The sequence below is a fragment of the Candidatus Desulfolinea nitratireducens genome (genome assembly GCF_982879505.1).
Genome location: NZ_CEYOSI010000276.1, coordinates 1 through 3,910, shown reverse-complemented (window position 1 = coordinate 3,910; position 3,910 = coordinate 1). Strand labels below are relative to the sequence as shown.

The following is a 3,910-nucleotide window of genomic DNA, read 5'->3' as shown; positions in this document are numbered from 1 at the left end:
AAGGACCTAATGGAGAACCTATTCCAGCAGCTTCTGGACATGATGTTCGAGAGACTTTTGCCCGCATGGCTATGAATGACGAAGAAACTGTCGCTCTGATTGCAGGTGGACACACCTTCGGCAAAGCGCATGGCGCTGGTGATGCCGCGCTGGTTGGGCCAGAACCTGAGGCCGCTGGGATCGAGGAGCAGGGTCTTGGATGGAAGAGTTCCTTTGGCAGCGGCAAGGGTGGCGATGCGATTGGCAGCGGCATCGAGGGCGCCTGGAAACCGAACCCGACCCAATGGGATATGGGCTACCTGAAAGTGTTGTTCAAGTACGAGTGGGAACTGCTAAAAAGTCCTGCAGGAGCTTATATTTGGCTTGCAAAAGATGTTGATGAAGAGGATATGGTAATTGATGCCCATGATCCGACCAAAAAACATCGCCCTATGATGACTACTGCCGACCTGTCTCTCAAGTTTGATCCTGCCTATGAAAAAATCTCACGCCACTTCCTTGAGAACCCCGACGAATTCGCGGATGCCTTCACTCGCGCCTGGTTCAAGCTGACCCACCGTGACATGGGTCCCCGATCCCTCTATCTCGGCACGGAGGTTCCTAATGAGGAACTGGTTTGGCAAGATGTGGTTCCGGCTGTTGACCATGATTTGATTAACGAAGAAGACATTGCTACGCTCAAGTCCAAGATTCTGGCATCAAGACTTTCCATTTCTCAGTTGGTCTCGACCGCCTGGGCATCAGCGTCAACCTTCCGCGGTTCTGACAAACGGGGCGGGGCAAACGGAGCACGTATCCGGTTAGAGCCGCAAAAAAGTTGGGATGTCAATGAGCCGGCCCAATTGGAGAGCGTTCTCGAGACTCTTGAGAAAATCCAAAAAGAGTTCAACAAAAAAGTTTCTTTGGCAGACCTGATCGTCCTGGGCGGATGTGCAGCCATCGAGCAAGCTGCGAAAAATGCTGGTCACGAGGTAAGCGTTCCCTTCACTCCGGGACGGACGGATGCATCACAAGAGCAAACCGATGTGGAATCATTTGCCGTACTCGAACCAAGCGCAGATGGTTTCCGCAATTATCTCAAAGCCAAATACAGCGTCGCAGCCGAAGAAATGCTGGTTGATCGCGCACAACTGCTGACTCTGACCGCTCCTGAAATGACTGTTCTCTTTGGTGGGATGCGTGTTTTGAATGCGAACTTCGGGCAATCCCAGCATGGGGTTTTCACCAAACAACCCGAGACACTCACCAATGACTTCTTCGTCAATCTGCTTGATATGAGCACAGCGTGGAAAGCAACCACGGAAGAGAAAGATGTCTTCGAGGGTCGTGACCGCGCAACGGACGAACTCAAGTGGACCGGCACGCGTGTCGATCTCATTTTCGGTTCGAACTCCCAACTGCGCGCCTTGGCAGAAGTCTATGCTCAGGATGATGCGCAGACTAAGTTCGTGGATGACTTCGTGGCGGCATGGAACAAGGTCATGAACGCTGACCGCTTCGACCTCGCCTGAACCGGACTAACAAAAGGCAATCTCTCTGCGCATCTTTCAAAACTGGAGAACGCCAGTTATGTAAAGTGCGAGAAAACGTATAAAGGCAAAACAGCTCTGATGATTTTCATCGGGGCTGTTTTTTATGGAACACGGATTATTAAAAACTTTAACCACGAAGAGCACAAAGATTCACGAAGGAAAAAGAAAACGCAAAGTTTTTCGTTCGTGGCGCTTCGTGAACTTTGTGTTTAACGATTTTGAGTTTTTGCACTAAAAAAATTTGCGTAATCCGCCTAATCCGCGTCCTATCTTTCCAACCATATCAGCTATAATTCCCACGCAAAAAATATCTCACCATAAAAAACTCTGTGTCCTTTGTGTCTTTGTGGTGAACCAAAACAGGAGAAAAAATGTGCGGTATTTTCGGTATCGTTAAAGAAAAAGAAGAAAATTTAGGGCCGATATTGATCGGCGCTGCTGAACGCCTTACTTATAGAGGTTACGACTCGGTCGGGATGGCGACCATCAGCGGGGATAAGATTGATCTTCGTAAAGACGTGGGCAAAGTCGATACGGTTGCAGAAAAATATAATATCAGCGAAATGAGCGGGCAACGCGGCATCACGCAATTGCGCTGGGCAACTTTTGGAGCGCCTTCTCAAGTTAATGCGCAGCCGCATCTCGATTCGGACGGGCTCATGGTTGGCGCTCATAATGGTAACGTGGTCAATAATATTGAATTACGCCAACAATTTATAGAGGAAGGCCTCACCGTCCGTTCGGAAAATGATGGTGAGACCTGTGTTCACGCGGTGGAACGTTATCTCAAACGCGGCTACGAAATAATCGACGCAATTCGTCTTGCTTATGGCGATCTCGCGGGTGACTACGCTTTTGTTCTCGGACAAGCCAACGATGACAAGCTCTACGCGATGAAAAAAGGCTCGGGCCTTGTGGTTGGAATCGGTGATGATTTCACCTGCCTTTCCTCTGACCTGCCTTCCTTGCTGCCGCTCACGCGAGAGATCATCCGCCCGCAAGATGGCGAGATCATCATTTTGAGCCATGACCAGGTTGAGTTACGCTCCGTTACCGATGGAAAGATCATTCAACGCGAATCCGAGATCATCACTGAAAGCATGGATGCCGTTCAAAAGGGTGGATATCCCCACTTTATGCTCAAGGAAATTCATGAGCAACCACAGGTGGCGCGGGAATTGCATCACCTTTTGGATGATTCATCCGAGCTGGATTCCATTGTGGATAAAATGCGGAACGCACGCAACCTCTACCTGATCGGCTGTGGGACGAGTTATCATGCCTGTATATCTGGTTCCGTTGCCCTCGCCCAAATCGCAGGGCGTGCGGCGATTCCCGTTCTCGCCCCCCAATTTATCTCCCAGTTTGCGCCTACCGTTAATCACGAGGATGTGGGCATCTTTGTCAGCCAATCCGGGGAGACCAAGGATGTGCTCAATGCCCTCGCTGCTGCCGAGGTCAAAGGGATGACACCCTTCGGCATCGCCAACGTGATCGGCTCGACATTGACCCAGTTCACCAATAGCTGTCTGCCTCTTGGCTGCGGCTACGAAATCAGCGTCCCCGCAACCAAGACTTTCACGAACCAGGTATTCATCTTCCTCTATTTGGCCCATAAAATGGCGGGGCGCGATCTTGACGAATTGGCCGGAATCCCCGTGCTGATGGAGAAAACACTGGCGATGGTTGCCCCGCAGGTCGAGGAACTGGCCTCCACACTGGAAAATGTTGACGATATGTACACGCTTGGGTACGGAGCGACTTTTCCCATCGCCCTTGAAGGCGCGCTCAAGCTTAAAGAAATTACTTATGCGCACTGTGAGGGAATGCTCTCCACCGAGTTCAAACACGGTCCCCTTTCGGCTGTCACCGAAAATTATCCGATCATTTTCGTCGCTGGGAAAGAAGACATTCCCCTCATCATCAGCGGCATCAACGAGGTGACCGCTCGCGGCGCACGCGCCATCGTCATCGGTCCTGATGATGAACGTCTCCGCGCCAACGCAGATGATCTGATCGTCATCCCCGACGCAGAGGAGCAAATCAGTGCTCTCCTGGCTGTCCTGCCTTTACAAATACTCTCTTATCATATGAGTGTTGCGCGTGGGGTTGATCCTGACTTCCCAAGGAATTTATCGAAAACACTGACCGTAGATTGAATCGTCGGTCACGCTTGCAGCGTGACAACACCGAAAACTTGTCACGTTGAAACCGTGGCCCACAAACGTGACCTACACTAAGGAAGGAAAATAAATCTATGCCATCAATCATTGATCCCGAAACCATGCATGTAAACGAGCTCCCCGCTATCTGGTCGCCTGTACAATAGACATTATCCGTAATAGTAAAATAGGGTCATGCTAACCTATGCTGAATTG

General features: G+C 50.5%; 2 protein-coding genes and 1 pseudogene. All 3 read left to right on the top strand.

Annotated features, from left to right (window positions below):
* On the top strand, positions 1-1,511 hold a 1,511-nt coding region (katG, locus tag AC3DOM_RS16395), incomplete at its 5' end, for a catalase/peroxidase HPI (RefSeq protein ID WP_487920114.1).
* A 15-nt stretch (positions 1,512-1,526) separates the two neighbouring features.
* Positions 1,527-1,745 (top strand): annotated as a pseudogene (locus AC3DOM_RS16390) (transcriptional regulator); the annotation flags it as partial.
* Between the two features lie 158 nt (positions 1,746-1,903).
* Positions 1,904-3,691, top strand: coding sequence for a glutamine--fructose-6-phosphate transaminase (isomerizing) (gene glmS, locus AC3DOM_RS16385; protein ID WP_487920113.1), 1,788 nt, complete (start codon positions 1,904-1,906; stop codon positions 3,689-3,691).
* Positions 3,692-3,910 lie beyond the last annotated feature (219 nt).

What these genes read in the sequence shown, in the direction of transcription:
- glmS (WP_487920113.1), top strand. Translation starts at nt 1,904, where the DNA reads ATGTGCGGTATTTTCGGTATCGTTAAAGAAAAAGAAGAAAATTTAGGG.